We start from the raw sequence: 26520 nt of genomic DNA, 5'->3' as shown, positions 1-26520 counted from the left end.
CGGAATCGCCTACACGATCATCGCGTTCAGCACGAGCATCAACAGCCCGAACATGACGCCGGTCGCGACGATTGTTCGAGGGTCGATACGGATCGTGTTCTGGTCTTCAGCGTCGAAATACCTGACCAGTCCCGCACTGGACATCAGTCCGCCGCCGTCGCTACCACTCATACTTCAGGGTGGTGTATCACCAACACTAAGCCTTTCGGGTCGCCCGTGATTGCGTGGCCAAGGTACACATGGATAACCCTTATCAGATACCGCGGGCTAACACGAACAGAGTACTATGACGGTTACACTGAAGGACTTCTACGCGGACTGGTGCGGCCCTTGCAAAACGCAGGACCCGATCCTCGAAGACCTCGAAGAGGAGTGGGCAGACGTCGAGTTCGAGAAGATCAACGTCGACGAGGAACAGGACGTTGCCAACGAGTATCAGGTACGTTCCCTCCCGACGCTCATCATCGAGAACGACGACGGCATCGTTGAGCGCTTCGTCGGCGTCACGCAGGCAGACGACATCGACGACGCGCTGCAGCAGGCCTCGGCGTAACGCGGTCACTTTTGCGGTTCGTCACACGGCCAGTAGCGGCCGCTGGATCACTCTTGTTCGGCCAGTCCCGAATCGTCGATTTCGTCGACGGCGATCAGCATCCGCCCACCGTCGAGTACCGTCACCATCTTCGACTCGGTGAAGGTGGTTTCGTCGGCCCGCAGCCCTCTGCTCTGGCCGGTCCACTTCCCGCCGCTTCTGACGACGGGAATGACGTGCGTCCTGATGTGCTTGACCTCGTTGCTCGGGTGGAGTTCCGACCAGTGCTTGCCGACGAGCTCCTCCGACTCATAGCCGTAGTACGAGGCGTAGGTTTCGTCGACTCTCTCGAAGCGCTCATCCGTGCCGATGACGCCGACGCCGCTGAGTTTGACTTCGTTGCCCGTCTCGAAGCTCCCGTCCGAATCGACGGCGTGTTCGACCCGGCGGATGAGCGACGTGTACTGGTCCGTTCCGACGGATTTCTTCAGGTAGTCGGTGACGCCGGCCTGAATGATTTCGGCGGCGACGTCACCGGTCTCCTCACCAGAGAATAGCAACACGGGTAACTCCTGATGTGTCTCCCGAACGGCTTCGAGGAAGTCGATACCGTTCATCTCCGGCATGTCGTAATCGCTGACGACACAGTCGAAGTCGGTCTCCGACGACCGAATCAGCGACAGCGCGGCTTCTGGGTTCGTTTCCGTCGTGACGGTACAATCGAGGCCGCTGTCCTCTCGTTCGAGATATAATTCCACGAGGTCTCCCAACGCCGCGTCGTCGTCGACATGGAGTATTGAGAGCGAATCTTCCGTCTCCATCCTCTACTTCCATGGCTGCAGTACGCAAGTATTTGCTGCTCGTCTGTGCCTATCTGGTAACTGTATGAAACCGCGCTCCATCACCTCAGGCCGCGCCAGCGTTTCATCGCTGGCGGCGGGGAAGGGCAGGCCTGCAGTAGAAGCGGGATGCGGAACGGCACTGCTGCCGGCGGTTGGGTGGTCGCGGCGGGCATACCGCTCGCCGACGGCGAGCGGTTTCCCTCTGAGCGCGCTCACAGAGCGCGACTCGGAGGTCGTTTTTAGCGTAGATTTTTGCGAACCCGCTCCCCGCAACGCACTCACAGAGCGCGCGAAGAGAGGGGGTGACGTAAAAAGGTACTATTGGAACTTCACGCCGAGGTCATGCAGGCCGTCGTTGTGCCGGGCGACGTTGATGAGCAGCGGGGTCAGTCCCTCTATTTCGGCGGCGTTGGCGAGCGGGCCGCCATCAAGGGCACGAAGCCCCTTGATGCCCTCGGCGAGTTCACAGACGGTTTCTTTGGCGTCGGTGTCGTCGCCGACGACGATGGTGTCCCAGTTCAGGTCGGCGTCGAGGTTGGCGAGCCGGCCGGCCGCGAGGTTGTGGAACGCGCCGACAACAGGCGTGTCGTCGGGGGCGGCGTTGGCGGCCAGTTGCGTGACGCTGCCGGCACCGGGGCGGTTGTAGTGGAAGCCGTCCTCGTCGCGTTGCATCCCGACGGCGGGGGCAATGAGCGTGGTGTCGTCGAGTTCGTCGGCGACGGCGTCGATAGTGTCCGTGAGGTGGTAGGCCGGGACGGCGGCGACGACAACGTCGGCGCGGGCGGCGGCCTCCTCGTTCACCAGGCCGGCGATTGATGGGTCATCGTGGCCGCGGCTGGCCAGTTCTGTCTCGTACTCCTCGGCTTTGTTCGCCGCTTTCTGGGCTTTCCGGGAGCCGATGGTGATCGTGTGGTTGGTGTCATCAGCCCAGCGGAGGGCGAGGCCTTGGCCGATGTCTCCAGTACCGCCAAGCAACGCGATGTCCATATCTACGGCGTAGGCCGACCACTGAATAAACGTTGTGTGACAGGTTCACTCAGGTGTACTTCTCCCAGGCCCGGTCGAACCCACCGGCGAAGGCGACGTACAGCGCACTCCCGAGGCCCACCAGATAGCTAACCCACTGCGTCGCGATGCCAACGACTGACGAGTCCCCAAGCGCAAGGGTAAGGACAGTGGAGAGCGGGACCATCACGAAAAAGAGGACGATGATGAACATCCCGACGCGGCCCGGCCGGTGAACGGATTCGAGGATGTGATCCCGTTTCCGCATCGTCCCGTAGGCCGCGACGAGTCCGAGTAGCTGGCAGATAACGGCGTACAGCGGCACCAAGTCGACTGACGGTTCGCGAATGACCGCGCCACCGACGAGTCCGGCCCAGATGCTCACCAGCAGCGCCCAGCCGAACGTCGGCAGTCGTCGCATATCCGTGGTCTCTGTCCCGCCAGTGAAACCGTTGCCGTTTACCGCCGGTCGGTGGCCGACGCCCGGCCACCCCAGTTATGCCGTATCGAGAAGCTCGGGCAGGTCGGTGACCGATTCGATGACGGCACTCGCGCCGTTGTTGGCGAACGTCTGGCGGCCGGCGTCGCCGGTCAGCCCGCCGGTCAAGACGCCGATGCCGTAGTAGACACGGTCGTCGTCGGCTTCGTCGGCGTTGACTGCCGTCGCTACGTCGTCGAGGGTGTCCCCGGCGAAGGCGACCCGCTCGGCGTCGAAGCGCTCGGCGAGCGTCTGCAGGGCGGCGGGGTGGGGCTTCCCTTCTCCCCAGTCGTCCATGGTGAAGCGGTGCTCCGTTGGCAGGTCGAGGCCGACGCGTTCCAGCGCGATGTCTGCCTCGGCGGCCGGTCGGCCGGTAACGACGCCGACAGCGAAGCGGTTCTGCAGGGCCGACAGCGTCTCGTCGTCGACCAGCAGCGGCTCGTCGTGAATGTACCCCGGCGCGGCAAACGGCGGTTCGCCGCCCTCGATATCGCGATAGAGATCGGTGCCGAGATACAGCGTCTGGAACACGTCCCGGAGCTGTTCGCGGTCCCAGGCGTCGAAAACCCGCGTTTCGGCCGGGTCATCGAGCAGGTCATGGACCACGGCTTCGGCTGCGCCGAGACCGCCGCCGCGTTCGGCGATGGCGTCGGTGAATGCTGCGATGTCGGCGACGGCCGACTCGCGGCCGGCAAGGACGAACAGCGCGGCTGCATAGGTCAGTTCCCAGTCGTTGTTGAACCCGCCGGCATCCTTGAACTGCTGGACCGCTGACTTCTCGATCGTATCACCGTACACCCGGTCGATGGATTCGATGATCGCTCGGCGATAGGAGTCGGCCACGTCCACCAGCACGCCGTCGATGTCGAGGACGACCGCGTCGACTTGCATGGGCGAGCGAAGGCAGTCCTCACTCAAGCGCCTTGCTATCTTTCGCCCGGTACAGCGTCTCCCCGCCACGGAGCTGCTCGCGTTCGGCGTCGACCGTTGGCTGGTCGCCGCCCAGCGTCGTGAACCAGAACGCGGCCCCAACGGCGTCGGCAACGGTCAGCGTCGGCCGATGCAGTTCTGGCGGGAGATTCCGGGCGAATACGATGTCTGAATCCACATACACGGACTGATCGGGATCGAGGATGTCATCCACGACGAACCGCACCCCGTCGGGGACATCTCGTTCGACGATGTCCGTCGCGGTCACATCCACGCCTCGCTCCGCTAGCGCCGCGGCTACGTCAGGGTGGTTTCCGATGCCGACCTCGACGACGGAATCGACGGACGCCAGTCGGTCAACGAGCGGGCCGGTGGTGTCGGTCACGTCGTACAATTTATGAGATGCGGGCGCATATGCGTTCCCATGCACGTCGACATCGTGCCGGTGGGCGAGGTCTCAGCCCAAGTCAAACGCGAGGCCTCGGACGGACTTCGCTCCGTCTACGACTGTGAGGTCTCGATGCACGAGCCACAGTCCATTCCTGCCGGCGCGTACGATGGGGACCGCGACCAGTACCGCGCAGAGGAGTTTATCGACCTCGCTCGCCGGGTCGGCTCTGGCGGTAAAAATATCGCTATCACGCCGAAAGACCTCTTTTACCGCCGTCGAAACTACGTTTTTGGACTCGCATACCTCGGTGGCTCCGGCAGCGTCATCTCCACGTACCGGCTCCAGACATCCTCCGATGGCGGCTTCTCGAACCGCTCTGCCGGTGAGATCTTCTCACAGCGGGTTCGAAAAGAAGTCGTCCACGAGGTCGGCCACACGCTCGGGCTGGAACACTGCGATAACAAGCGCTGCGTGATGAACTTCTCCCCCACTGTCCGACAGGTCGACGTGAAGGAAGTCTCGCTGTGTGGCTCTTGCCAGCGAAACGTGCTGTAGTTTGCGAACGGATACCAAACTGATTCGGTATAGCGCCTACACTTCTGTGGTACTTGTACACATACGCGATGAGCAAGAGTCAGTCCACCGAACGCGTTGCAGAACTGCGAGACATCTTCGTGACGGTCACCGGCGATGAAGCGGTCACTGAGTCCCAGACAGACGAGCAGACGGACCGCGAACTCAACCCGGACGAGGAGTTCGATCCGGCAGAAGTCGCCGACGGCTTAGACGATGCGGTTGCGGGGTCTGAGACGGGCAGTGACAGTGATCCCGCGGCGTAATTCTCGTAGGGTATAATGCGGTCCAATCCTGCTGTCTCCAGTCCCGACCACGCTGTGCCTACGGCGCGTAGTAGTACTCGCCGGCGTTCTTCTGCTCGCGGTCCAGTTGCGAGTCGGGCTTGTTGATGCGCGGCCGTGAGGTCCGCTCGTCGCGGCGGAACGTGATGTCGAGGTTCTGGAGGAACTCGTTCATGCCCTCGCGCATGCCCTGTGGCGGCGCGGCGTGGCCGTTCTTGGCCGGCTCGCCGTCGAAGACGAGCAGGCGGTCGGCCAGCAGGTCGATCATGTAGATGTCGTGGTCGATGACCATCGCCGTCGCGTCGTGGTTCTCGGCGTAGCGCCGGATGGCCGAGGTCGCCATGACCCGCTGTTCCACGTCCAGATGGGCCGAGGGCTCGTCCAGCAGGTAGAGGTCGGCGTCCTTCGAGAGACAGGCCGCGATGGCGACCCGCTGGCGCTCCCCGCCCGAAAGGTCGGTGAGTTGCTGTTCCATCACCGATTCGAGTTGGAGGGGCTGTGCGATTTCGGTGTTCCAGTAGGAACTCCCGAAGTCGTCCGTAATCGACGCGAGGAACGCGTCGACCCGCATCGGCTGGTCGATCTCGATATACTGAGGCTTGTAGGCGATATCGAGACTGGTGTCGATTTCGCCCGCACTCGGTTCCAACCGGCCGGCGAGCATCTTCGCAAACGTCGACTTCCCGATACCGTTCGGGCCGACGACGCCCAGCACCTCGCTCTCACGGATGGTCCCGGCATCGACGGACAGCGAGAATTCGCCGTCGCCGTAGCTCTTCTGGAGTTCGGGGTACTCGATGACCACGTCGCCAGCGGATGCGGTCCGTGGCGCGTGCTCCTCGAACTCGATTTCGGTCTGACGGACGCGCATGTTCTCGTTTTCGAGGTAGCCCGAGAGGTACTCGTTGATGCCCTTCTTCGTCGACTTGGGCGGTGTGATGATACCGAACGCGCCGGGCGTCCCGTAGGCGACGTTGATGTTATCGGCGAGCAGATCCAGAATCGCGAGGTCGTGCTCGACGACAAGCATCGAACGGTCCTCGTCTTCGGCGAGTTCGCGGATGAGTCGCGCGGCGGTCATCCGCTGGCCGATGTCTAGATACGGCGTGATCTCGTCAAGGAAGTAGAAGTCCGCGTCACGAGCCAGCGTAGCAACAAGGGCGACCCGCTGGAGTTCCCCGCCCGAGAGGTCGTCGATGTGGTTGTCGACGACCGGGCCGATGCCGGTTCGCTCGATGAGATAGTCGAGCTCGCCGCGCTCGTCGGTCTGGTTCAGTAGTTCGCTTGCCTTGCCGTCGAACTGGTCCGGAATCCGGTCGACGTACTGGGGCTTGCGGGCGACGCTCACGTCGCCGTCGCGCATCTGTTCGAGGTACTCCTGCAGGGCGGTCCCGCGGTACTCGTCGAGAATTTCGTCCCAGTTCGGTTCCTCGCCGTAGCGGCCCAGATTGGGCTGCATCTCGTCGGCGAGGATGCGCACAGCGGTGGTCTTCCCGATGCCGTTCGGGCCGAGAATCCCGGTGACCTGGCCTTCGGCGGGGCTTGGGAGCCCGTACAGCGCGAAGGCGTTCTCCCCGTAGCGGTGGACCGGCTCGTCGGTCAGTTCCTGTGGGAGATTGATGATCTCGATCGCGTCGAACGGACACTTGTTCACGCAAATCCCGCAGGACTCGCCCAGACAGATTTCCTCGGAGATGCGGACTTGGTCGGGCTGGCCCTCGAAGGGCTCGTCTTCCTCGTACTCGTCTTCCCGCTTGACGATGCACTCTTTCCCGCTGCGGTTGGGCGGGCAGTAGTTCATGCACTCGTAGTTACAGCGGTCGGGCTGGCACCGCTCCAGATCGACGACTGCGATACTGTCCTCGGCCATCGTTACGCTCCCGTCGTCAGCAGGATGCCCCACGAAACGAACCACAGTGCGAACGTCATGAAGCCGACGTAGAGCACGTCCTTCGTCGAGAGGTCGTCCGTGTCGATGCCGATCACCCGCAGAATCGGGAACTGTGCTGCGATAGCGACCGCGAGGACGAGCACGCCTTGTGGGTCGTTTGGCGTGGCCGCTAGCGCGTTGGAACCAAACGCGGCGGCGATGCCAGCGACGGCTGTCAGCGTCGTGACAGAGAGCCCCCGCATATGGGAGCTCATTCCGTCCGCCGTTTCCGTAGCCATACCACACGTTCCACTACCCGCAACCAAAAGGTGCGCGGTTCAGCACTGTGACGCGGTCGCAAATGCATGTGCCGGTGAGACTGACTCCTCAATCTTTATGCGCCCGGCGCTTGTGATTACGGGTAATGACGGACTCTGATGGGGAAGCCATCGCAGACCTTCCGCCGAGCGCAAAGCTCGTGTACAAGGTTCTGGAGTACGACGGCCCACTGACACAGAAAGGCATCGTCGAGGAGTCGATGCTTTCGGCACGGACCGTCCGCTACGCTCTGGAACGACTCGACGAAGTCGGTGTTATCGAAGAAGACGTGTACTTCGCCGACGCGCGACAGAACCTCTACGAGATTACCGAACAACCGGCAGAAGCAGACGCCGCAGTTTCGGACTGACTCGCCTTCTCGCTCGTTGTTTCTCAGCGCGGCCGGGAGCTTGTCGTTACAGCGACGCGACCACGTCGTCCGTCGTCGCGATCGTCGCGAACTCACCGCGTAGCTGCGCCAATGCAGTCCGGTGAACGAGCGACGGCTCGAAGCGTTCGCCGTCGAGCGTTCGGTCGAACGTCGCCGTCGCGTCGCCTAGAACGACAACGTTGAACCCCCGGTTCTCGGCCATCCGCGTCGTCGTCGAGACGCAGTGGTCGGTCGTCAGGCCACAGATGACGAGCGTCTCAGAGGCAGTGTCGCGGAGCCAGTCCGCCAGTCCGGTATCGATGAACGCGCCGTTGACGCGCTTTTCAAACGTCGCTTCTCCCGCGTCGGGCTCCAGCTCCGGCTTGAATGCGAACCCCGGTTCGCCGCGCCGAAGCGGTGAGTCCGGTTCCGCCGAGTTGTGGCGAACGTGCGCAACTGGCAGACCGCGCTCTCGCCACGCCGTAAGCAAGCGCGCCGCGTTCGCCTCGGCGTCGGGGTTGTTCCGTGTTCCCCACCGCGACTCGTCGAACCCCTGTTGGAAGTCGACCAGCACGAGCACCGGTGTCTCGGGCAGTACAACCATCTCAGTCGGCCGGCTCCGGTGCGGGCGTTTCGATGAGCCACCTCGATTTCGGATGCTCGCGCGTCACGGTCATTGGGCACTCATTGGGCGATGCGTCCTCGTCCGAGGACAGCATGTACTGGGGCCATTCCCGGTCGCCATCGACGCCCCAGTCGCCTATGTCGGCGTGGGGACAGACGCCATCGTACTCCTCCAGTCGACCCTGAATGACATCGCGAGCGTGCTGACCGGCCTCGGTGTCGGCCGTGACGTTCAGGTCCTCGAACAGCGCCCGTGGCTGGAACGTGATTTCCAGTCCGACCGGACAGTAGCGGCTCTTTCGCGTGTCGTAGAACGGCGCGCGGCAGGTCGGAAACATCGGCTTGCCGCCGAAACAGAACTCCCAGTGCGGGTCGTCCGGGTTGGTTGGGATATCCTCGGGCCACGGCTCCGGGTCGTGGACGTGGAGGAACTGGAGAATGTGCCAGAGCCGGTCGTGGTACTCGGACTCTGTCATCGGCCGTTCTGGCGACCGGAAGAACGTCACCAGCGAGGCCCTCTCGCTGTGGTCTTGGTAGGTGTCGAGGTACTTCAGTAGCGTCTGGCCGAGGTCGAACAGCGCGTCCGGGTCACTCATCGACGGGACGGCCGTGTAAAGCGGTTCGCCGTCCCGAACTGACTCCGCGCCGAAGAAACAGGGGAACGGGGAGCCGTTTCGCTTACCGGTCAACCCCTCGCGGAAGGTCCGCCAGTGGGCCCCGACCCACTCTGGCGCGTCGCCCCGCTCCACTCGGGCGGCCAGCGTCTCTTGGTCTTGTAGCCTGCCGACGACTGCATCGGTCATACTAGAACGTCGGGTTCCAGCGGAATTTAGCTGTCGTTTTCGCCAGCTTAGCCCCACTTTCCGGGCACTAACCGCGTGTCTGTCCTGCTCGCTGAACCCTACGACGGCACGACGGTAATCGTACTTCCGCGGTCAATAGCTCGCTCCAGTTCTTCGGCGATGCCCGACCCGCGCGAGACCTGAATCTCGCCGCCACGCGAGACCGTCGCGGTAAAGAGATACTCGCCGTCAGCCTGCAGTTCGACCGTATCGCCGGCGTGACCGTCGAGCGGCACGATGACGTGTCGGGAGGTGACCTCCGGCTGGACGATTTCGCCCTGCTTGCCGCCGGAGTCGGTCTGAGGACCGCCAGACGGCCCGGACGGTCGCTCTTCGAAGGTCCGAACGTCGATGTCAATGCCGAGGCGGTTCTCCACGTCGGAGATGCGGCCGCCGCCCTTTCCGATGACCTGCGAGATGTCGTCGTCTTCGACCCAGACAACAGCAGTGTTCGGGCCGCGGAGTTCGACTTCGACGTGGCCCCGGGCGATGGAGCGGATCTCGCGTTCGACCTCCTGTTTGGCGAGGCGGTCGACGCCGGAGTCCGGCTGGTCCTCGTCGTCGTTCAGCGGGACGGTGACGACCTGGTTGTTGAAGGTGTAGATCTCGAACTCCGGCCGACCGGTCTCGAAGTCCTGAACCATGATGACCGGTCGCGCGAGGTCCTCTTCCATCAGCCCCTGTGGGACCTTGACTTCGGTCGTCACGTCGTAGACCGTGTCGACTTCCCCAGCTTCGATGTAGACGACGGTGTCGACGATCTGGGGGATGAGCCCGAGTTCGACGCGGCCGATGAGGCGCTGGAGCGCGTCGATGGCGCGGGTCGCGTGGACGACGCCGACCATGCCGACGCCGGCCAGTCGCATGTCCGCGAACACCTCGAAGTCGTCGGTCTTGCGTACCTCGTCGTAGATGGTGTAGTCAGGCCGGACCATCAGCAGCGAGTCGGCGGTCTTCTCCATCGAGCCGCCGAGTTCGGTGTACTGCGTGATGTTCGGGCCGACCTGAAGGTCCCGCGGTTTCTCCATCGTCTTGACCGCGTAATCGGCGTCGACGAGGAACTCGCCGACCGCTTGGGCGAAGGTGGACTTCCCGGCCCCGGGTGACCCGGAGATGAGGACACCGCGCTGGTGTTCGGTGAAGCGGTCCCGCAGTTCGTCGGCGTACTCGTAGTCATCCAGTTCGGTCTTGACGATGGGCCGGACGGCCGTGATTTCGAGTGCATCCGAGAAGGGCGGTCGTGCGATGGCGATGCGGTAGTCCCGGAACTGGGTGATTGTCATGCCGGGCTCGTCGAGTTCGAGGAAGCCGTCCGGTGAGGCGCGTGCGCTCTCCTCGATGTCGGCAGCGTACTCCCGGAGTTCGCTCTCTGTCGCGAGGTCGTCGCGGATCGGTGTGTACTGCATGTCGCCGATAGAGCCCTTCTTCGCGTAGGGTTCGACGCCGACCTTGAGGTGGACACTCATCGTCCCCTCATCGAAGAAGTTCTCTATTTGCAGGCGGTCGACTGTTCGCTTGACTGGGTCGACGAACTCCACTGCGAGGCCCTTCGCGCGGGCGACTTCGGCCTGTACGTCGTCGCTGGTCACGAGCGTCGCGTCGCGGTCACCGGCAATGTCCCGGATGAGCGCGTCAATCTGGCCTTCGCCGGCCTCGCGCTTTTCGATTGCGTCGGGCCGCCGGCCGACGTACTCCACGTCGATGGTTCCTTCCTCAGCCAGGTCGACGAGCGTCTGGAGCTCTTCGAGCCCCTCCCAGCCCGTCTCGCGGCCGTCGTTCGCCTGTGCTTCGAGTTCGCCGACGACGGCTTCGGGAATGATGACCGTCGCGCCGGCAAAGCCCATGCCGTCGACATCCGTGTCGGGGTCGGCGTCGGCCTTCACTTGGTCGGACACGCGGCCGTCGATGACCACGCTCGTGTCCGGTACAATTTCCATACGCGAACGTTGGAGACTGCCGTTGATAAGGGTGTGGAGTCTCCCGCTCCGGATTGACGTTCGACACTGAATAGCGTGCTGCTCACTCCGGGCTTGGCGCACGGTCGGTGTCGGCCGCTCGCAGGCGAAACAACGACCGTTCTTTGCCGTGGGATTCAATCATCACGTCCGATTGTTCGGTGAGCCATGTCGGGACAGCACCGACGTGGTCAGCGTGTGCCTGTGGGCTCGCATCGCTGTCTGGCCGGAGGCACGCCGGCTCCGAGTAATGTGTGATTGGCCGGACGCCGTCCCACGTTTCCCGGGCTAACTCGAACCCCGCACGATAGGTGAGCCCGCGGTCAGTGAAGCTGTGATGGTGGTAGTCGAACGTCACTGGAATATCGACTTGACTGGCGACGTCCGTGACGAGTTCTTGGACGCTCCACAGCGACTCGGCGTCGTCGTTTTCGACAGTCAGCCGGTCGCGAGCCCGCGGCGCAAGGTCGCTGACGACATCGCAGAACCGGTCGGCTGTCGCCGCCTTGTCACCGTAATGAGCGCCAATATGTACGTTAATCGCGTACCGTGGCGACCGCGGGAGTCCCATCAAGTCCAGCCAGCGGCCGTGGTGTTCGACTGACTCGACGGAACGAGCGACGGTATCCTCGGACTCGCTCGCCAGCTTACACCAGTGGCTCGGGTGAAAGGTCAGGCGCATATCGTTGTCCTGTACGAGCGCACCACACTCCGCTGCCAGTGACTGGACCCGCTCGTAGTTCGGCAGGGCAGTAATGTCGAACTGTGAGTTCCACGGGACGAGTTTGGAGCTACAGCGATAGAAGTTGATCCCGTGGTCGCGGTTCCACAGCAGAATCTCGCGCAGGTCCTCGAAGTTCTTCGCAGTTAGCGTGGCCGCGTACTCGATACCCTCGGATTCCCAGGTCTTCTTCTGCATGTCGCGATTGCACCGGCGAGGCGGGTCACGCTCTCGGAGCGTCCGGTTCATCGCAGCGTAGCCCAGCATTACCGAGTATTGCCGCTCTGGACAGACAGGTGTTCGGTTCGATACGGACACCAGAGGTCTCAGTGAAAACCGCGCCCCTCGAATCCGTTTCAGGCCTGATACAGAGTTACTGGGAGACTGACGCCCACCTTTCGGACCGAGTCGGCGTTGACCAGTCAGCCAACGCGAGTGTCGCCTGCCGCGGATTTTTGTTCTGCCGGCTCCCGACCCACGGATATGGACACGCTCACATCGCTGACTCGTGACCTCGTTTCGATCCCCAGTCACGATGACGAAGCGGCTGCTGGGGAGTACATCACAGCGTGGCTCCGGGACCACACCGACGCACGAGTCACCCGTGACGACCACGGGAACGTTATCGCTCGCAAGGGCCAGGGCGACACGTCGCTGGCACTCGTCGGCCACCACGATGTGGTCCCACCGGACGAGTCGCAGGTCGGTGCCGACGGCGAGTACGTCGTCGAGGAACGCGACGGCCGCCTCTACGGCCGCGGCGCGGCGGATATGAAAGGGTGTGTCGCCGCGGCGATGCTGGCCTTCCGGGACGCCGACCCCGCCGGCGAACTGGTCTTCGCCTCCTTCGTCGGCGAGGAACAGGGTGGCGTCGGCTGTCAGGCCGCTATCGAGGACGGTTTCGCGCCCGACTACGCCGTCGTCGGCGAGGGGTCGACCGGCTACTCCGCACCCGGAACGACGGATGTGGCCGTCGCGCACAAGGGCCGGCGCGGGTCGACTATTGTTGGCGACGGCGCGGCGGCCCACGCCAGCGAACCCGCCGCGGGCGCGAACGCCATCTACCGCGCCACCGACGCCGTCGACGTGGTCCGGGACCTCGACTTTCCGTCGACGACCGTGCTGGGCCACGAGATGAGCGGGAGCGTCGCCGTCACGGAAATTGACGGCGGCTCGGCCTGGAACGTCATCCCCGAACGCTGTGTGGTCACCGTCGACGAGCGGACAGTCCCCGGCGAGCGCGCCCCGTTGGACAGGGTCGAAGCCATCGACGGCGTGTCCTGGCGCGTCGACCAGGACCTCCCGCCGATGGCCTGTGGCGACGCCGGCTTCGCGGAGAGGGTGCTCGACGCCGCTACCGCGGCTCAGGACGCTACACCCGAACACGTCGTCAAACCGCACGCGACCGACGCCGGCTGGCTCGCCCAGGCCGGAACGGACTGCGTCGTTGTCGGCGCGGCCGAACCCGGTGAGGCACACACCGCCGACGAGAGCGTGTCGCTGACTGTCGTCAAGCGGTGCCGGGACATCTACGAGTGCGTCGCCGAGTCGTGGCCGTCCCGCTGAGCTACCGCTGGGTGGACTCCGTCTTGAAGCGAGCGCGGTTGTCTGTGTTTGTTTTGTCAAACGGGAGAAAATACGACGAACAGTCGACTATCATTCGTAATCTGGTATATTGATGTTTGATTGACGAAATAATTGTCATTTCGTCTGTCCTTTTACATGACAGACACTTCCCGCGACGTGGAGCGATGAAACGAAGACGACTCATGAAAGCGGCAGGCGCGCTGGGTCTCCTCGGAGCGGGGACCGGCTCACAGGTTCTCGGAGACAACGTCGACATCGCGGCCGCACAGGCCGACGACGAGACAGACACGCAGGAGGGCGACAGCGACTACGAAGTTGATACAGTCGTTGAATCGACGACGGAAAACGTGGTCTGGGGCGCGATCGACCCGACGAAAGAGCCAATAGAACGTGTCGAGTCTGGCTCGGTCGTCCAAATCGAGACGATATCCCACGAGGGCATCTTAGAGGACCAGCCGGGGCCGGAGGAGTTCTTCACGAATGCGGGGATTCCGGAATCGGACATCCTAGAGGATCAGGTCAGCGTCTACGAGGAGGTCCCACACGATGGAGCCGGGCCGCACGTTGTCACCGGGCCGGTGTACATTGAGGACGCCGAACCAGGCGACGTGCTGGAGGTCGAAGTGCTTGACATTGACTTCCGTGTTCCCTACGGCGCGAACACGATGCGACAGCGGAAGGGTGGCCTCCCATCGGAGTTTACGTGGAACGACAGCGAGGTAATTGAATTCGACCTTGACCGGGGCGTGGCCGAACTCAGTGACACGACCGAAATCCCGCTGGAGCCGTTCCAAGGAATCATGGCCGTCGGTCCGACAGCGACTACGGGGCGGGTGAACTCGGTCCCGCCGGGCCCGTTCGGCGGCAATATCGATATTCAAGGTACTGGCATCGGGACGACGCTCTACTTCCCTGTGTTCGCCCCAGGCGCGCTGTTTTTCACCGGCGACGGACACGCGCTTCAGGGCAACGGCGAGGTAGACCTCACCGCCCTGGAGACGTCATTAACGCCGACGTTCCGGTTCACGCTGCACAAGAACGCCCAGCAGATGGACTGGCCCGTCGCTGAGACCGACGAGGACGTTTACGTTATGGGAATTAACGACGACCTCGACAACGCGATGGAGCAGGCCCTCAGAGAAGCGATATCGGTGCTCGTCCACCAGAAGGATATGACGCCGACGGAGGCGTATCGACTACTGAGCCTTGCCGGGAATTTCAACGTCTCGCAGATAGTCGATATCAACAAAGGCATTCACGGCAAAATCCCGAAAGGTATCTTCACTGACGGCTTTGAAATCGACCCGCAGACGCTCGGGGAGAGCTTCTGAGCAAGCACGGTATAGCCTGGCAGGGCTAACCGGTGCACCCCTTACCGGCGGCATCGGGTCTTTACCGTCGCCGGCCTAACCCGGCCGTATGGCAACAGCGAGCGAGGACAGCGAGTCCACGTACGAGCAGTTTCTGGATCACGTCCGCCGCCTCTATTACGTCGGGGACGCCGGCGGCGTCCTCAACTGGGACCAGCAGGTGATGATGCCCGACGCCGGCACGCCGGCCCGGGCGAAGCAGACCTCCGCCATCTCCACGCTCCATCACGAGCTGCTGACCGACGACGACTTGGCTGACTGGCTAGACGAACTCGACGACGCCGACCTCGACTCCGAACAGGAGGCCGTCGTTCGAGAGGTCCGGCGGGACCACGAGCGAGCCACCAAGGTTCCCGCCGATCTGGTCGAACGCATCTCCGAGGCGTCCTCGAACGCCCTGCCGGTCTGGAAAGAGGCCAAGGCTGAGGACGACTTCGATGCCTTCGCTGACACGCTCGAAGAACTGGTCGAACTCCGCCGGGAGTACGCCGCCGCTATCGACCCCGACCGCGACCCCTACGAGGTGCTGTTCGAGGAGTACGAACCGTACCTCGGTATCGACACCGCCGAGGACGTGCTGACGGACCTCCGGGACGCACTTGTCCCGCTCATCGACGACATCGCCGACAGCGACGTGACGCTTGCGGACCCGTTCGAGGGGACCTACGACGACGACACCCAGCACGGCCTCGTCGAGACAGCACTTGACACGCTGGGCTACGACTGGGACCGTGGTCGTCTCGACACCGCCCCCCATCCGTTCTCCATGGGGACGCAGTTCGACGCCCGCGTCACCACCCGCTTTACCCCCGAGGACCCGCTGGACGCGCTGGGCTCGACAATCCACGAGTTCGGCCATGCCACATACACGCTCGGTCTGCCACAGGAGGCCTATGGCACGCCGCTGGGCGACAACCGCGACCTCTCCGTCCACGAGTCACAATCTCGCTTCTGGGAGAACCACGTCGGCCGCTCGAAGCCGTTCTGGGACTTTTTCACTGAGACGGCCAACGACCACCTCGGGACCGACGCCACCGCCCAGCAGTTCTACGAGGCGTCCAACGAGGTGTACGACGACAACCTCATTCGGGTCGAAGCAGACGAACTGACCTACCACATGCACATCATCGTCCGCTTCGAAATTGAGCGGGACCTCATCCGCGGGGACCTCGACGTGGCAGACGTGCCGGCGGTCTGGAACGACAAAATGGAGGAGTATCTTGGCATCCGTCCCGACACCGACGCCAAGGGCTGTCTGCAGGACATCCACTGGACCAACGGGTCCTTCGGCTACTTCCCGACCTACACGCTCGGGTCGGTGCTGGCCGCGCAACTGGACCATCACGCTCAGCAGGACATTGACGGCTTCGACGACCACGTCCGTGCCGGCGAGTTCGACCCTATCCACGATTGGCTCACCGAGAGCATCCACCGACACGGCGCTCGCTACCGGACCGACGACCTCGTGGAAGAAGCGACCGGTGAATCCTTCACTGCCGAGCACTTCCTCAACTACGCCGAGGAGAAGTACCGCACGCTGTACGACTGCTGACACGACGGCCGGCGAACCCCGTTCCAGATATCGACTCTGATACTATTGGGCAACTCGTTTTATATTCCCCGCCCATTGTGACGACCACTATGGCTGAGAGACCGTCCGAAAATGTAAGGGCAAAAACAGAGTCGGGGATCGACGACAATATCGACGAGGATATTCAGGACGATATCGCGGAGGACATTGACACGGAGGCCGGTTACAGCCACACCGCTGCAAGCGAAATACAGACGATGCTGGCTGATCTGGAGGGGTCGTCGGTCGGTATCGCCGAGGAAACTGCCGACATCCGAGAACAGGCTGCCGAGCAGTACGAGAGCCTGACAGACATCGCAAACGAGGTATCGAACCTCTCTGCGTCAGTTGAGCAGATCGCTTCGTCGTCCGAAGAGGTTTCCGCGGCCTCCCGCGAAGCGAAGGAACTCGCCGAGCGCGGGCAGGGGAACGCTGACGATGTCCACGAGGCGATGGAGAACATCCAGCAGGCAGCCGACAGCGTCGCCGAGGACGTCAAGACGATACAGCAGAGCGTACAGGAGATTGACGAGATCGTCGAAGTGATTAACGACATCGCTGACCAGACCAACATGCTGGCGCTAAACGCGTCCATCGAGGCTGCTCGCGCCGGCGAGGCAGGCGAAGGGTTCGCCGTTGTGGCAAACGAAGTCAAGAGCCTCGCCGAGGAGTCACAGGAGCAGGCGACGACCATCGAGCAGATGATCGATGGCATCCAGGACGATACTGAGAACGCCGTCGAGAGCCTTGAAGAGAGTAACGACGAAATCGACGAGGGTATTGACACCGTCGAGGAGTCGACCCAAATCCTTGGAGAGATCGACGATACCGTCCGCGAAGTCAACAACGGTATCGAGGAGGTCGCTACAGCCACAGACCAGCAGGCTGCTTCGACAGAGGAAGTGGCGAGCATGATCGACCAGTCCACAGATGCAGCCGAGGACATCGCCGACAGTACGGCTGACATCGCCGAAGAATCCGATGAGCAAACGGACCTTCTCACCGACATCAATCAGGCGATAGACGACCTCGTTGCGGACCTCCAGCGCAACAACTGAGCCGGCTGGACACCTCGGCCCTACAGCTCGAAACGCCCGAGACGAACCAGTCGTTTATTTCTCCGGGTGGCATACGGCCACTATGCGACCGGATCTGGACCCAGAACAGCTTGATCGCTACTCCCGGCACATCATCATGAACGACGTCGGGCCGGAGGGCCAGGCCGCACTGCTCGACACCGACGTGCTGGTCGTTGGGGCCGGCGGTCTCGGCGCACCAGTCCTCCAGTATCTCGCGGCTGCGGGCATCGGTCGGCTCGGAATCGTCGACGATGACGTGGTCGAGCGGTCGAATCTCCAGCGCCAGGTCATCCACAGGGACGATGACATTGGTCGGCCAAAGGTCGACAGTGCCGCTGAGTTCGTCACCGGACTCAACCCCGACGTGACCGTTGACCGCCACGAATTGCGGCTGGCACGGGAGAACGCGACCGACCTGGTGGCCGACTACGACATTGTCGTCGACGCCTCCGACAACTTCGCCACGCGCTTTCTTGTCAACGACGCCTGCACGCTTTCAGGTACGCCGTTCTCTCACGGGGCTATCTTCCAGTTCGAGGGCCAGGTGACGACGTTTTCCGGCGGCAGCCCGTGCTACCGCTGTCTGTTCCCCGAAGCACCGCCGGAGGGGACCGTCCCCGATTGTGCGACTGCGGGCGTTCTTGGCGTGCTCCCGGGCACTATCGGATGTATGCAAGCGACCGAAGTCGTCAAGCTCGCGATGGACTACGGCGAGACGCTGGAGGGGCGGCTCGTCGCCTACGATGCCGCCGAGATGTCTTTCGAGGAGGTCCCTATCGCGCCGAGGCCGAACTGCCCGGTCTGTGGCGACGACCCCGCCATCGCGAGCGTCGCCGACGCCAGCTACGAGGGTCGCTGTTCGCTCGCTGAGGACTGAGTGGACCCGCTCCGTCTTCCGGCCTAATTCTCACGGCTGATACTGCGGAACCGAGCTTTATGCGCTAATAGTCGACAGTAGTGGTATCGATTTAGATGGCCCGCCCTGACCACGCATTTCGTCCCTTCTTAGTTCGCCTCGAAAAGCCTAGCTACATCGAACTGGTGTTCTCGCTGGTGCTCGTCTGGGGCTTTGGCGACGCGCTGTCGACGCTGTTCGCCGCGCAGTTTGCCGGGCCAGGGCTGGAAGCAAACCCCTGGATACGGACCCTCCTTATCCACGAACCGTTGCTCGTGATTGCCCTGAAGATGGCCGTGGTCCTCTACGTTGGCGTCGTCCTGCTGGAGTGTCGCGACGTGGTTGAGCAGGTCCCGCTGTGGCGGGCTTGGCTCCTGTCTGTCGTCGCCCTCGGCGCGGTTGTCGTCCTCGGCAACACCTATGTCGGCCTGGTCGCGGCCGCCGCTTAGGCCCGGACCGTCCCGAGTTCGACGACGGCGTCCCGCGGTGGCGTCTCGAACAAGTCCGGATGGACGAGCGCCGCCAGGAACTCGAGCGTATCGACCAGCCGCGGCCCTGACCGGTTGACGTAGTGGTGGCCATCCACCACGTAGGCCCGGCCGTCCCGAACTGCAGTCAGATCCTCGAAGCCGGGCCGTCTGGTCAGGTCGGCGAGGTTCTCGCGGGTCTGTGCCACGTCGAAGCCACAGGGTGCGGCCACCAGCACCTCGGGATCGTACTCGCGGACTTCCGTCCACTCGCGCGGTCGGGAGTGCGCACCGTCCTCCTCCATCCCGTAGGCACCGCCAGCCATCTCGACCATTTCCGGGACCCAGTGCCCGGCAGCCATCACCGGGTCGAGCCAGTCGAGCACCGCCACGCGGGGGACCGTCTCTGCTCGTGCCGCTGTTGTCTCCACGGCTGCGACGCGGTCCCGGAGGTCCGCAACGAGTTCGGCGGCGCGCTCGTCGCGCTCGACCGCCGCGCCGACCCGGTGGATGGAGTCGAACAGGTCGTCGAGACTGTGGACATCGAGTGTCAGGACGTCGGCGTCCAGCCCCAGTTCCTCGACGGCTTCGGCGACCACCACGTGGTCGACGGCACACACGTCACAGACGCCCTGGGTGACAATGAGGTCAGGGTCCAGTTCTGCGAGTGTCCCATGGTCGATGGCGTAGACGCCGGCACTCTCTTCGGCAGCCGCGACCTGCTCGTTGATCTCGCCACTCGATGCCGTCGGGTCGACTCGCGAGCGATTGACTGACGGCTTCTCGCGGGCCGCTGGCGGATGGTCGCACTCGTGTGAAACACCGACTGGCTCGACGCCAAGCGCGTAGACGATTTCCGTCGCTGAGGGCAGGAGCGTGACGACTCGCATACTCTGACCTTAGGCCGCGCGGACAAAAACCTGCGTCCGTCACATCGCCCACACGCTTCGTTACGCTTACCCTCTGTCGCCGACGAGACGCGAGCATGGAAGTCAAGTCGCGACACCACCTCCGTTCGGATGAGGTCGACACCATCACGACGGCACTGTCGGAGAACCTCGGTGTCGAACTCGACGCGGACAGCTTCGAGAAAGTCGAGTTCGACGACAGCGACTGGGACGTCGTCCTCGTCGACGGCGACCCGCTCGTCCTCTATCTGAACGGCGAACCGTTCCTGACCGTTCAGGGTGCCAATCAGTACCCGCCGGAGAAACACATCGTCACCGTCGACGCCGGGGCTGTCTCCTTTGTCTCGGACGGCGCTGACATCATGCGCCCGGGTATCACCGAGGCCGACGACGACATCAGTCAGGACGACCTGATCGTCATCAACGAGGAGTCCCATGGGAAGTTCCTCGCTGTCGGCCGCGCACAGACCGACGGCGACGACATGGTCGGTGACAGCGGGAAGGTCGTCAAATCGCTCCACCACGTCGGCGACGACCTGTTCGAGTTCTCGGTGTAGTGCAGTTTACTGGTATCGCATTCCAGTCACACCAGTGGCCCGAGCCCGAACCGGTCGAGGGTACGGTCTATGCTGATTCTAACAACCGCTTCGGCCACGCCAGCGCCCACAGCTACCCCGAGCAGTAGTGGCCAGACAGTGAGATACGACGACAGCGGGTGGAGATGCGTCCCGTACAGCCACTCAGACACCGTCTTTCCGAGTAGCCAGAGCGTCACGAACACCGGCGTACCAAGCGAGAACCGGCTACAGAGATACAGCGGGACGGCACCCGTGAGGAACATCCCGACGACAGCATAACTGGCACCGAACGCAAGGGCCGCTGTGTCCTGTGACGCGAAGTGGACGCCGTTTGCAAACAACCACGACAGTACACCGATGGCATAGAGGATGCCGCCGCCGGCTGCGACGGCACTGGGAGTCATCCCGATGGAGGGCAGGCGCATCCGTGTCGATAGTTGTCTGATCACCCGCATAACGTTTTGTGCAGCGCGCCCCGCCCTCAATCGCCACCACGGCAGATCAGGGTGTGCTGTAGCGATACGTTCGATGGACGAAAAGTTGAAACGGGTAGCGCACGCCGTGAGTGACATGGGACTGATGAGCAAGATCCTCGGAGAGTCTGGATCCTCTCGGAACACCGAGGATTACGTCGAACTGAACGCGAACGAATTCGAGATGACCGGGACGGAACTCGAACGGCAGGTCCGGATCGCCCGCATCAGCGACAAGCAGGACGTCATCGACATCAAAGACGCCGTCTACGACGGCGACGTGGTCGTCGCGGACATCACGCGCCACTCCACGCAGGACCGCACGATGGAACACATCAGCGACGAACTCAAGCAGGTCGCCAACGAGGTCGGCGGCGACATCGTCCAGAAGGATGACGACCAGCTCATCATCACGCCGGCTGGCGTCGGCATCTCTCGGGAACGACTCGGCCGATAGGAGTGTATAGTCCGGTCGATGCGACATTGCTGTTCGATCGATCTTGTCAGCCTGTATCACTCTAACTGCCGGTTTTCGGGGGCTTCAATGCGTTTTTCGGTGTCGCCACGCTAAGGGCGGCAATGACTGAACCGGCGATACGCGCCAGTGGGTTACAGAAGCGCTACGGCGATGTGCAAGCGCTTGACGACTTGGAACTGACAGTCGAACAGGGTGAGTTCTTCGGATTGCTCGGGCCAAACGGAGCCGGCAAGACGACATTCATCAACACGCTGGTCGGCCTCGTCCACAAGGACCGCGGGACCGCTGAGGTGTTCGGATTCGACGTTGAAGACGACTACCGAGAGGCTCGTGACCGTATCGGCGTCGCGCCACAGGAGTTCAACGTCGACCGTTTCTTCCCTATCATCGAGGTGCTCGAACACAAGGCTGGCTACCACGGCATCGGTCGGGCCGAGGCCCGCGAGCGCGCCGAAGACGCGCTGAAGACGGTCGGGATCTGGGACAAGCGAGACACGCGCTTCGACTGGCTCTCTGGCGGCATGAAACGCCGCTTCGTCCTCGCGCGTGCGCTCGTCTCTGACCCGGACCTGCTCATCCTCGACGAGCCGACGGCCGGGGTCGATGTCCAGCTTCGTCACGATCTCTGGGATATTATCAACCGGATGAATGACGCTGGGACGACGATTTTGCTGACGACCCATTATATCGAGGAGGCCGAACGTCTCTGTGACCGGGTCGCAATCATGGATGACGGGCAGAAAGTCGAAGTGGCGACCCCCGACGACCTGATGGCCCGCGGGACGGACACTATCGTTCTCGAACTCGCTGAGATGCCACGGACAGCCCCGAGGCTCGACGTTGACGGGATCACCGACATCGAACTGACTGACGAGGGGCTGGCCGTCACCGCAATGGGCGGGAGCCAGACCGCCCCGGCGATCATGCGTGACCTCGAAGCGCAGGGCCACACTGTCACATCGCTGGACATCCGCCGCGCGTCCCTCGAAGAGGTGTTCGTCGACATGACCCGCGACGACCGCGAGTACGCGGAGGTGTCCGCATGAACCAGAACACGACGCAGTTTCTGACGCTGGTCCGCCGGGAAATCCTTCGGTTCGTGCGCCGGCCGTACAATACGTTCCTCCCGCCGATCATCACGAACGCGCTGTACTTCTCCGTGTTCGGCGTGATTCTGGGGAGCCGAATCGGTGAAATCGCTGGCGTGAGCTACCTCCAGTTCGTCCTGCCTGGACTGGTTGTGCTCGGAGCTATCTCAGACAGCTTCGAGAACGCCTCCTTCACTATCTTCCACGGACGCTGGAACGACTACATTCAGGCTGTGCTTACATCGCCGATGTCGAACCGAAGTATGGTGGCGGCCTACGTCTCGGCCAGCGCGCTCCGGGGGGTCGTCACGTCGCTGCTGATCGTCGGCGTGGGACTGATATTCACTCCGGTTCCGGTCGCTAACCCCGTGTATCTTGTCTCGTTCCTGCTGGTGATTACCACGCTGTTCGGCGGACTCGGCGTCATCGGCGGCCTCTGGGCGAGTGACTTCGACTACCTGACGGTGATGAATCAGTTCATCCTCCGGCCACTGGTGTTCTTCGGCGCGGTGTTCTACTCGCTCGAAGTTCTTCCGGCATTCTGGCGGAACGTCTCGCTGCTCAACCCGATGGTGTACATGGTGAATGGCGTGCGCTACGGCATGATCGGCGTCACCGAAATCGACCCGAACACGTCGCTGGCCGTTCTGACCGGGACGACCGTGGTTGTGCTGTCAATCGACTACGTGCTGTTCAGGCGCGGCTACGGACTCGCCGAATAGCGCCGTTCTGTCCGTCACCTATTTCCAGTCATTAACAAACCCTGCCACCAATCTCACGCCGATAAAACAGAAATGCCGACTCGCTAACTGACCTGGCCGCGAATGCCGGATTGGGTCCGCTCCGGCGGGCGGACAAACTATGACAGGTTGCCCCGGAATCCGCTGCCGTGGCAACACGAGGGGTATCTCGTGCCCCGGATACTTGTGCGCGCCTCCGGGTGAGGCGTATGCGAATGTATGACACAAGCGTATTTAGATGTGACGCCCGTCTGACGCTGAGTGATACTGGCGATGTACGGTATCGAAGAATTTCCGAACGGCTACGCGAGCCGTGCTGAATGCGATAGCGCAGTATCGGTCTGCCGACACTCACGGACTGCGCGCGGTCGACAGCCGTCGTTAGACGTTGTCCGGGGCGTCGGCGTCGTCCTCAACCGAGCGCTTCAGCGAGTCACGTCGTGCCTTTGCGTCGCGGTCGGTTGCCTCCTCGAGGAAATCGTTCTTGATGGCGACAGCGTCCTCGGCCGCATCGACGTTGCCTTCGGCGATGACATCCTCAGCCGGTCGCTCGTCGATGTGGAGCGCGATTTTGTCTTTCTTTGAGCCGTACTCGACGCGGCCCGCGACAACCCGGTCAAACACGGGGTTGTCGGGGTCGTCGACGACCAGCAAGTCGGTATCTTCGTACTCTTCTGTATCCGTTACTTCGCCGAAATACTCCTCGACGAACGCTTCCATGTCAGGGACGCGGTCTTCGAGATGCTCGCCCCGTCGCATCTTGTACTCTCGCATGGGCGAGTTTTTGCGAGGGGCTGTCTTACCCTTTGCGTTCACTCCTCGCCACGGGTGATAAGTGACCCCTTGTGACACTCCGGACAGAAGTCCCCGGCGCGCAACGATGTCGACTCCACCTCAGTGGTGAATCCACACTCCGGACAGGCGAACTCGCCCTCCGGAACCGTCACGGCACTGTCGCTGGTCGACTCAACACTTGAATCGTCGTCCGCTCCAGTGTCGACCGGCATCGTTTCCGGCGACCAGCCGTCTCCGTCGTCTCCCGGCTCATCAGGCCACTCTCCAGGCTGTCGGTCGTCGCCGGCTGACTCCGATTCCTCTTCCTCGCCGAGAATGACCCCGTCGTCTTTCTCCGGATCAGTCTCGTCTTCGGTCACCGGCTCCTCACCCTCGGCGTCCGGGACGTCAACCATCGTCGTCGGCTCGTCCAGTTCCACGTCGCCGCTGCCCTCGCTATCGCTGTCGTCGATGATCTCGGCGTCGTCGGCCGACGGGTCGACCGCTTCGCCGTCGTCCTTGTCGTCGCCGACTCCCGCTTCTCCTGGTGCTTTGACCGGGTCGTCGACGCTGTCCCAGCCGTCCGAGCGCTCTGTTCCCTCGCCTGTGGGTTCGGCCGCGCTATCAGCCGGTTGGTCTTCCGGCGGTGACTCGGGTTCCGCCGTTTCGGATTTGGACTCGTCTTCGACGAGGTCGCTGGCGATATCCGACGGCGTCTCGATAGCCGTTACCTCCTTGTTCTCCGAGACAATGCGCGTATTTCCACACCGCTCACAGGTCTCCCGTTCCTGGATGGTGATGACGACTTCGCTACCCTGCTCTTCGCGCTCGCGCTCGACGGTGGTCTCACCGTACTTGTGCCCGAGGACGGAACATTTGAGACCCATTGCCAGAACTTCCCACCGTGGTGTACTTAAACCCTGCCCGTTGGCTCGACCATTCGTGGCGGGAAGCTACCTGTTTCGCGACGCCGCTATGTTAATTTCAACCTAGTTTGTGAAATTTTATACCGATACAGATGCTACGCTACGCTAATGCAGCGGACGACGACACTCGTGGTGTCGGTCCTCGCCCTCTCGGCACTCCTCGGTGGGACAGCGGTGGCGACCGGGAACCAGCCACCGCTCGCTGATGCCGGGCTGGACCAGTCCGCTGAGCGAGCAACGACAGTCCAACTGGACGCTAACGGCTCGCGTGACCCCGACGGCACAATCAAAAATATCGAGTGGTCCATCGAAACGCCGGACGGCACCACACACACGCCCGACTGCCCAACCTGCGTCCAGACGACGTTTTCACCGGCCGACACCGGCCAATACAACGTCACTGTCACCGTCACTGATGACGACGGTGTGTCGCGTTCGGACACGCTTCATGTCGACGTGGTGGCCGCCGGTGGGCCGTCAGTCTCAGTTTCAGCCCCGGCCGCGGTACCCATTGGTCTCCGGCGGAATCTGACTGCCAACGTGACTGCCGGCGATGCTGACCTCCGAACGCTCGCCTGGGCCGTCAACGGCACCGCACAAAACCAGACGCGACTCACCGGTGAGAACGCCACCTCAACCATTACGCACACGTTCAACGACTCCGGCTCTGTCTCCGTCCGTGCGATCGCTTACGATGCCGCCGGACGGCGTGGCGTCGCTAATCGGACGATCCAAGTCGCCCGCTCATCTGGCAACGGTGGCAGCGGCGGTGTCGACAGTTGTCCGGGCGGCAGTGGGAGCTACTACGTCGATGGTGAAAACAAGGGCTGTACGAGTGCCGCCATGACCATCGGCGACACCATCGTCGATACTGACGGCCGAGACGGTCTGTGGCTGTACATGGACAGTGAACTTACCAAGATCATCTCGGAAGACAATATGAACAAGTACTCTGAGGACGGCTACGGAGGCACGTTCAGTAAAGAGACTATTGACGAGCAAAAAAATAAAATAAAAGAACGAGATGCCGCTGCTGAAGAGCCTGAAAAACCCAATAACGACGGTTCAAGCGACGGTATTCATGATGACGGTGGTAGCACCCGCCCAAACTCTAGCGTGCCGAACAACCTAATGAACCCAAGCGGTGAAGAAGATAGTAACGGGAACGATGGTGGGTACGACTGGTCTTATGACAACGATGATGACGGAAGCAGCAGTAGTGACAGTGGTCGTACCGGAAATAGTGAGGATAGTAGTAGTGCCGGCGATAGTAATGGCAATGCTGATGAGGATGATGGAGGTATCCTCGGTGGTCTACTCGGCGGCGAGGCCGGTGGCAACGATAATGATGATGATGATGATGACGATGGTGGTTGGTTTGGAGTCGGTGGCAACGAAGACAACGGCGACGACAGCGACGGAGGATGGGGTCTTTGGTGATCTATTCGATACCTATATAAAATAATAGAATTTATAAAGAATACTATCGTAATTTTCTAACGAGATGGGGAGAAAATTGAAAGCCAGGTTGAGAGCAGCCGATCAGTTAGCAACAGTTGCAGGGATCCCCCCTCAGTCATCGCTCTAGCTATTATATCGATGAATGGTTTCAGCTCAACAGATGCGTCTTCACGGATGCCCAGTATACCGTCTATGGAGGAGTTCGACAGCGGCCCGACTACGTTCACCTACGCGGGAGGTTTTGTTCCTTCTATCTGTGGAATCATATTATTGATTTCTAGCTATCGGAGTGTGTTTAGTTCACTTTCAGCGGGGGATTGGGGCGAATTGGTGATTGGCTTGACACCAGAAATAATGCAAGGCTTGACTGAAAATCTGATTCTCTTGCTAA

31 protein-coding genes are annotated in these 26520 nt (G+C 62.2%); 15 read left to right on the top strand and 16 right to left on the bottom strand.

The window, feature by feature from the left end:
- Positions 1-9: 9 nt before the first annotated feature.
- Positions 10-171, bottom strand: coding sequence for a preprotein translocase subunit Sec61beta (locus ACODNH_RS07865; RefSeq protein WP_004514908.1), 162 nt, complete (start codon positions 169-171; stop codon positions 10-12).
- A 115-nt stretch (positions 172-286) separates the two neighbouring features.
- Between ACODNH_RS07865 and ACODNH_RS07860 the strand changes: the two genes are divergently transcribed.
- The gene (locus tag ACODNH_RS07860) at positions 287-553 is read left to right on the top strand and encodes a thioredoxin family protein (protein ID WP_004591027.1); all 267 of its coding nucleotides are present in this window, start codon (positions 287-289) and stop codon (positions 551-553) included.
- 47 nt (positions 554-600) lie between these two features.
- Here the strand turns inward: ACODNH_RS07860 and ACODNH_RS07855 are convergent, their stop codons facing one another.
- The 5 genes from ACODNH_RS07855 to ACODNH_RS07835 form a co-directional block, all read right to left on the bottom strand.
- Positions 601-1353, bottom strand: coding sequence for a response regulator (locus tag ACODNH_RS07855; RefSeq protein WP_434531228.1), 753 nt, complete (start codon positions 1351-1353; stop codon positions 601-603).
- A 339-nt stretch (positions 1354-1692) separates the two neighbouring features.
- On the bottom strand, positions 1693-2361 hold the full coding sequence (gene npdG / locus ACODNH_RS07850; RefSeq protein ID WP_434531227.1) for an NADPH-dependent F420 reductase: 669 nt from the start codon (positions 2359-2361) through the stop codon (positions 1693-1695).
- Positions 2362-2410: 49 nt separating this feature from the next.
- Entirely contained in the window at positions 2411-2800 is a 390-nt protein-coding gene (locus ACODNH_RS07845; RefSeq protein ID WP_306708999.1) for a hypothetical protein, read from the bottom strand.
- Positions 2801-2875: 75 nt separating this feature from the next.
- Complete coding sequence (locus ACODNH_RS07840) at positions 2876-3748, bottom strand: TIGR01548 family HAD-type hydrolase (protein ID WP_306708997.1); 873 nt, start codon at positions 3746-3748, stop codon at positions 2876-2878.
- Between the two features lie 19 nt (positions 3749-3767).
- Positions 3768-4181: a UPF0146 family protein gene (locus tag ACODNH_RS07835; RefSeq protein WP_306708995.1), complete on the bottom strand. Its 414-nt coding sequence runs from the start codon at positions 4179-4181 to the stop codon at positions 3768-3770.
- A gap of 30 nt (positions 4182-4211) precedes the next feature.
- Between ACODNH_RS07835 and ACODNH_RS07830 the strand changes: the two genes are divergently transcribed.
- Positions 4212-4733 carry an archaemetzincin family Zn-dependent metalloprotease gene (locus tag ACODNH_RS07830; protein ID WP_004514915.1) on the top strand — a complete coding sequence of 174 codons (522 nt, stop codon included), beginning with the start codon at positions 4212-4214 and terminating at the stop codon, positions 4731-4733.
- Positions 4734-4801: 68 nt separating this feature from the next.
- On the top strand, positions 4802-5017 hold the full coding sequence (locus ACODNH_RS07825; protein WP_306708987.1) for a hypothetical protein: 216 nt from the start codon (positions 4802-4804) through the stop codon (positions 5015-5017).
- Positions 5018-5075: 58 nt separating this feature from the next.
- On the opposite strand, the gene ACODNH_RS07820 is transcribed toward ACODNH_RS07825, so the two are convergent.
- The gene (locus ACODNH_RS07820; RefSeq protein WP_306708985.1) at positions 5076-6905 is read right to left on the bottom strand and encodes a ribosome biogenesis/translation initiation ATPase RLI; all 1830 of its coding nucleotides are present in this window, start codon (positions 6903-6905) and stop codon (positions 5076-5078) included.
- A 2-nt stretch (positions 6906-6907) separates the two neighbouring features.
- On the bottom strand, positions 6908-7168 hold the full coding sequence (locus ACODNH_RS07815; RefSeq protein ID WP_188853416.1) for a hypothetical protein: 261 nt from the start codon (positions 7166-7168) through the stop codon (positions 6908-6910).
- A gap of 161 nt (positions 7169-7329) precedes the next feature.
- Here ACODNH_RS07815 and ACODNH_RS07810 point away from each other — a divergent pair, with 161 nt between their 5' ends.
- On the top strand, positions 7330-7593 hold the full coding sequence (locus ACODNH_RS07810; protein WP_005537476.1) for a winged helix-turn-helix domain-containing protein: 264 nt from the start codon (positions 7330-7332) through the stop codon (positions 7591-7593).
- A 46-nt stretch (positions 7594-7639) separates the two neighbouring features.
- On the opposite strand, the gene ACODNH_RS07805 is transcribed toward ACODNH_RS07810, so the two are convergent.
- The 4 genes from ACODNH_RS07805 to uvsE form a co-directional block, all read right to left on the bottom strand.
- Positions 7640-8197: a cysteine hydrolase family protein gene (locus tag ACODNH_RS07805; protein WP_434531226.1), complete on the bottom strand. Its 558-nt coding sequence runs from the start codon at positions 8195-8197 to the stop codon at positions 7640-7642.
- 1 nt (position 8198) lies between these two features.
- Entirely contained in the window at positions 8199-9020 is an 822-nt protein-coding gene (locus tag ACODNH_RS07800) for a YqcI/YcgG family protein (protein ID WP_306708980.1), read from the bottom strand.
- 98 nt (positions 9021-9118) lie between these two features.
- Positions 9119-10996: a PINc/VapC family ATPase gene (locus ACODNH_RS07795; RefSeq protein ID WP_306708978.1), complete on the bottom strand. Its 1878-nt coding sequence runs from the start codon at positions 10994-10996 to the stop codon at positions 9119-9121.
- A gap of 82 nt (positions 10997-11078) precedes the next feature.
- Entirely contained in the window at positions 11079-12002 is a 924-nt protein-coding gene (gene uvsE, locus ACODNH_RS07790) for a UV DNA damage repair endonuclease UvsE (protein WP_306708976.1), read from the bottom strand.
- Positions 12003-12218: 216 nt separating this feature from the next.
- Between uvsE and ACODNH_RS07785 the strand changes: the two genes are divergently transcribed.
- From ACODNH_RS07785 to ACODNH_RS07760, 6 genes are all read left to right on the top strand, one after another.
- The gene (locus ACODNH_RS07785) at positions 12219-13301 is read left to right on the top strand and encodes a M20 family metallopeptidase (protein WP_306708974.1); all 1083 of its coding nucleotides are present in this window, start codon (positions 12219-12221) and stop codon (positions 13299-13301) included.
- A 185-nt stretch (positions 13302-13486) separates the two neighbouring features.
- On the top strand, positions 13487-14653 hold the full coding sequence (locus ACODNH_RS07780; protein WP_306708972.1) for an acetamidase/formamidase family protein: 1167 nt from the start codon (positions 13487-13489) through the stop codon (positions 14651-14653).
- A gap of 88 nt (positions 14654-14741) precedes the next feature.
- On the top strand, positions 14742-16244 hold the full coding sequence (locus ACODNH_RS07775; RefSeq protein WP_306708970.1) for a carboxypeptidase M32: 1503 nt from the start codon (positions 14742-14744) through the stop codon (positions 16242-16244).
- An 89-nt stretch (positions 16245-16333) separates the two neighbouring features.
- On the top strand, positions 16334-17320 hold the full coding sequence (locus ACODNH_RS07770) for a methyl-accepting chemotaxis protein (protein ID WP_306708968.1): 987 nt from the start codon (positions 16334-16336) through the stop codon (positions 17318-17320).
- 82 nt (positions 17321-17402) lie between these two features.
- Positions 17403-18218 carry an SAMP-activating enzyme E1 gene (ubaA, locus tag ACODNH_RS07765; protein WP_306708966.1) on the top strand — a complete coding sequence of 272 codons (816 nt, stop codon included), beginning with the start codon at positions 17403-17405 and terminating at the stop codon, positions 18216-18218.
- A 95-nt stretch (positions 18219-18313) separates the two neighbouring features.
- On the top strand, positions 18314-18685 hold the full coding sequence (locus tag ACODNH_RS07760; RefSeq protein ID WP_306708964.1) for a DUF5658 family protein: 372 nt from the start codon (positions 18314-18316) through the stop codon (positions 18683-18685).
- On the opposite strand, the gene ACODNH_RS07755 is transcribed toward ACODNH_RS07760, so the two are convergent.
- Positions 18682-19593, bottom strand: a complete 912-nt coding sequence (locus ACODNH_RS07755) for a cobalamin-binding protein (RefSeq protein ID WP_306708962.1) — start codon at positions 19591-19593, stop codon at positions 18682-18684. The two genes, ACODNH_RS07760 and ACODNH_RS07755, sit on opposite strands and share 4 nt — an antisense overlap.
- Positions 19594-19688: 95 nt before the next feature.
- Here ACODNH_RS07755 and ACODNH_RS07750 point away from each other — a divergent pair, with 95 nt between their 5' ends.
- Complete coding sequence (locus ACODNH_RS07750; RefSeq protein WP_306708960.1) at positions 19689-20168, top strand: RNA-binding protein; 480 nt, start codon at positions 19689-19691, stop codon at positions 20166-20168.
- A gap of 26 nt (positions 20169-20194) precedes the next feature.
- Here ACODNH_RS07750 and ACODNH_RS07745 read toward each other — a convergent pair whose 3' ends face one another.
- Entirely contained in the window at positions 20195-20614 is a 420-nt protein-coding gene (locus ACODNH_RS07745) for a hypothetical protein (RefSeq protein ID WP_434531225.1), read from the bottom strand.
- A gap of 145 nt (positions 20615-20759) precedes the next feature.
- On the opposite strand from ACODNH_RS07745, the gene ACODNH_RS07740 reads away from it, so the two are divergent.
- The 3 genes from ACODNH_RS07740 to ACODNH_RS07730 all read left to right on the top strand — a co-directional run bounded on the left by ACODNH_RS07740 (position 20760) and on the right by ACODNH_RS07730 (position 22950).
- The gene (locus ACODNH_RS07740; protein ID WP_053967843.1) at positions 20760-21119 is read left to right on the top strand and encodes a cell division protein SepF; all 360 of its coding nucleotides are present in this window, start codon (positions 20760-20762) and stop codon (positions 21117-21119) included.
- A gap of 122 nt (positions 21120-21241) precedes the next feature.
- On the top strand, positions 21242-22186 hold the full coding sequence (locus tag ACODNH_RS07735; protein ID WP_306708957.1) for an ABC transporter ATP-binding protein: 945 nt from the start codon (positions 21242-21244) through the stop codon (positions 22184-22186).
- The gene (locus ACODNH_RS07730) at positions 22183-22950 is read left to right on the top strand and encodes an ABC transporter permease (RefSeq protein ID WP_306708955.1); all 768 of its coding nucleotides are present in this window, start codon (positions 22183-22185) and stop codon (positions 22948-22950) included. Before ACODNH_RS07735 ends, ACODNH_RS07730 begins: the two co-directional genes overlap by 4 nt.
- A gap of 399 nt (positions 22951-23349) precedes the next feature.
- Here ACODNH_RS07730 and ACODNH_RS07725 read toward each other — a convergent pair whose 3' ends face one another.
- Together ACODNH_RS07725 and ACODNH_RS07720 are read right to left on the bottom strand one after the other, a co-directional pair.
- Positions 23350-23742 carry a DUF5611 family protein gene (locus ACODNH_RS07725; protein ID WP_306708954.1) on the bottom strand — a complete coding sequence of 131 codons (393 nt, stop codon included), beginning with the start codon at positions 23740-23742 and terminating at the stop codon, positions 23350-23352.
- 38 nt (positions 23743-23780) lie between these two features.
- Complete coding sequence (locus tag ACODNH_RS07720) at positions 23781-24629, bottom strand: DUF7093 family protein (RefSeq protein WP_434531224.1); 849 nt, start codon at positions 24627-24629, stop codon at positions 23781-23783.
- Between the two features lie 147 nt (positions 24630-24776).
- On the opposite strand from ACODNH_RS07720, the gene ACODNH_RS07715 reads away from it, so the two are divergent.
- Complete coding sequence (locus ACODNH_RS07715) at positions 24777-26108, top strand: PKD domain-containing protein (RefSeq protein ID WP_434531223.1); 1332 nt, start codon at positions 24777-24779, stop codon at positions 26106-26108.
- The last annotated feature ends 412 nt before the right edge of the window (positions 26109-26520 follow it).

It is taken from the genome of Haloarcula sp. NS06 (genome assembly GCF_051122755.1).
Classification (GTDB): Archaea; Halobacteriota; Halobacteria; order Halobacteriales; family Haloarculaceae; genus Haloarcula.
Note: the sequence above shows the minus strand (reverse complement) of the source record. Positions and strands in the feature narration are given on the sequence as shown.

What these genes read in the sequence shown, in the direction of transcription:
- ACODNH_RS07865 (WP_004514908.1), bottom strand. Translation starts at nt 171, where the DNA reads ATGAGTGGTAGCGACGGCGGCGGACTGATGTCCAGTGCGGGACTGGTC.
- ACODNH_RS07735 (WP_306708957.1), top strand. Translation starts at nt 21,242, where the DNA reads ATGACTGAACCGGCGATACGCGCCAGTGGGTTACAGAAGCGCTACGGC.
- ACODNH_RS07715 (WP_434531223.1), top strand. Translation starts at nt 24,777, where the DNA reads ATGCAGCGGACGACGACACTCGTGGTGTCGGTCCTCGCCCTCTCGGCA.
- ACODNH_RS07750 (WP_306708960.1), top strand. Translation starts at nt 19,689, where the DNA reads ATGGAAGTCAAGTCGCGACACCACCTCCGTTCGGATGAGGTCGACACC.
- ACODNH_RS07745 (WP_434531225.1), bottom strand. Translation starts at nt 20,614, where the DNA reads ATGCGCCTGCCCTCCATCGGGATGACTCCCAGTGCCGTCGCAGCCGGC.
- ACODNH_RS07845 (WP_306708999.1), bottom strand. Translation starts at nt 2,800, where the DNA reads ATGCGACGACTGCCGACGTTCGGCTGGGCGCTGCTGGTGAGCATCTGG.
- ACODNH_RS07780 (WP_306708972.1), top strand. Translation starts at nt 13,487, where the DNA reads ATGAAACGAAGACGACTCATGAAAGCGGCAGGCGCGCTGGGTCTCCTC.
- ACODNH_RS07760 (WP_306708964.1), top strand. Translation starts at nt 18,314, where the DNA reads ATGGCCCGCCCTGACCACGCATTTCGTCCCTTCTTAGTTCGCCTCGAA.
- ACODNH_RS07730 (WP_306708955.1), top strand. Translation starts at nt 22,183, where the DNA reads ATGAACCAGAACACGACGCAGTTTCTGACGCTGGTCCGCCGGGAAATC.
- ACODNH_RS07770 (WP_306708968.1), top strand. Translation starts at nt 16,334, where the DNA reads ATGGCTGAGAGACCGTCCGAAAATGTAAGGGCAAAAACAGAGTCGGGG.
- ACODNH_RS07855 (WP_434531228.1), bottom strand. Translation starts at nt 1,353, where the DNA reads ATGGAGACGGAAGATTCGCTCTCAATACTCCATGTCGACGACGACGCG.
- ACODNH_RS07805 (WP_434531226.1), bottom strand. Translation starts at nt 8,197, where the DNA reads ATGGTTGTACTGCCCGAGACACCGGTGCTCGTGCTGGTCGACTTCCAA.
- ACODNH_RS07755 (WP_306708962.1), bottom strand. Translation starts at nt 19,593, where the DNA reads ATGCGAGTCGTCACGCTCCTGCCCTCAGCGACGGAAATCGTCTACGCG.
- ACODNH_RS07825 (WP_306708987.1), top strand. Translation starts at nt 4,802, where the DNA reads ATGAGCAAGAGTCAGTCCACCGAACGCGTTGCAGAACTGCGAGACATC.
- ACODNH_RS07820 (WP_306708985.1), bottom strand. Translation starts at nt 6,905, where the DNA reads ATGGCCGAGGACAGTATCGCAGTCGTCGATCTGGAGCGGTGCCAGCCC.
- ACODNH_RS07815 (WP_188853416.1), bottom strand. Translation starts at nt 7,168, where the DNA reads ATGCGGGGGCTCTCTGTCACGACGCTGACAGCCGTCGCTGGCATCGCC.
- ACODNH_RS07840 (WP_306708997.1), bottom strand. Translation starts at nt 3,748, where the DNA reads ATGCAAGTCGACGCGGTCGTCCTCGACATCGACGGCGTGCTGGTGGAC.
- ACODNH_RS07775 (WP_306708970.1), top strand. Translation starts at nt 14,742, where the DNA reads ATGGCAACAGCGAGCGAGGACAGCGAGTCCACGTACGAGCAGTTTCTG.
- ACODNH_RS07740 (WP_053967843.1), top strand. Translation starts at nt 20,760, where the DNA reads ATGGGACTGATGAGCAAGATCCTCGGAGAGTCTGGATCCTCTCGGAAC.
- ACODNH_RS07785 (WP_306708974.1), top strand. Translation starts at nt 12,219, where the DNA reads ATGGACACGCTCACATCGCTGACTCGTGACCTCGTTTCGATCCCCAGT.
- ACODNH_RS07725 (WP_306708954.1), bottom strand. Translation starts at nt 23,742, where the DNA reads ATGCGAGAGTACAAGATGCGACGGGGCGAGCATCTCGAAGACCGCGTC.
- ACODNH_RS07720 (WP_434531224.1), bottom strand. Translation starts at nt 24,629, where the DNA reads ATGGGTCTCAAATGTTCCGTCCTCGGGCACAAGTACGGTGAGACCACC.
- ACODNH_RS07830 (WP_004514915.1), top strand. Translation starts at nt 4,212, where the DNA reads ATGCACGTCGACATCGTGCCGGTGGGCGAGGTCTCAGCCCAAGTCAAA.
- npdG (WP_434531227.1), bottom strand. Translation starts at nt 2,361, where the DNA reads ATGGACATCGCGTTGCTTGGCGGTACTGGAGACATCGGCCAAGGCCTC.
- ubaA (WP_306708966.1), top strand. Translation starts at nt 17,403, where the DNA reads ATGCGACCGGATCTGGACCCAGAACAGCTTGATCGCTACTCCCGGCAC.
- uvsE (WP_306708976.1), bottom strand. Translation starts at nt 12,002, where the DNA reads ATGCTGGGCTACGCTGCGATGAACCGGACGCTCCGAGAGCGTGACCCG.
- ACODNH_RS07860 (WP_004591027.1), top strand. Translation starts at nt 287, where the DNA reads ATGACGGTTACACTGAAGGACTTCTACGCGGACTGGTGCGGCCCTTGC.
- ACODNH_RS07800 (WP_306708980.1), bottom strand. Translation starts at nt 9,020, where the DNA reads ATGACCGATGCAGTCGTCGGCAGGCTACAAGACCAAGAGACGCTGGCC.
- ACODNH_RS07795 (WP_306708978.1), bottom strand. Translation starts at nt 10,996, where the DNA reads ATGGAAATTGTACCGGACACGAGCGTGGTCATCGACGGCCGCGTGTCC.
- ACODNH_RS07810 (WP_005537476.1), top strand. Translation starts at nt 7,330, where the DNA reads ATGACGGACTCTGATGGGGAAGCCATCGCAGACCTTCCGCCGAGCGCA.